The 565-nt window shown below is 71.9% G+C and carries 1 protein-coding gene; it reads left to right on the top strand.

Annotated elements, in window-relative coordinates:
* The coding region (locus AC1DWF_RS37370; RefSeq protein ID WP_476843465.1) for a hypothetical protein at positions 1-565 on the top strand (565 nt) is incomplete at both ends.

The raw sequence follows: 565 nt of genomic DNA, 5'->3' as shown, positions 1-565 counted from the left end.
GTGACCGGCTACGTCACGGCCGACAACCGCGGCCCGCGCTTCTCAGGAACGGAGCAGGCCCTGGCCGCGGTGCAGTTCAACTCCTTCACCTCGCTCGGCGAGCAGACGGAGCTGGCGCTGTTCTGGGCCCGCGCCACCACGCAGATCTTCGGCCAGGCGAGCTGGCGCGGCTATATCGGCGGCTCCGGCCTGCAGGTGCGGCTCTATGCGGGCCACGGCACCAGCAACCCCTCGGGCGTGCTGCGCAGCCTCGGCTACGAGGGCGAATCCACCGTGGCCGGCGCCTCGCTGACCTATCCGCTGATCCGCCGTCGCTCGCAGACGCTGAACCTGGTCGGCGCCTTCGACACGATCGACAGCGACGTCTGGGTGGACGGCACCAATGGGCAGCGGGCCCGACTTTCCCAGGACAGCCTGCGCATGCTGCGCGCCGGCGCCGACTGGACCACCTTCGACCTCTTCGCCGGGGAATCGCGCCCCGCCACCAATTTCGTGAGCGCCCGCCTCTCGCAGGGCGTGGGCGGCTCGCCCGGCCGCAACCCGGCGCGGCTTGGCTCGACCGGCG

The sequence above is a fragment of the Aminobacter sp. P4_D5 genome (assembly GCF_056401815.1).
Note: the sequence above shows the minus strand (reverse complement) of the source record. Positions and strands in the feature narration are given on the sequence as shown.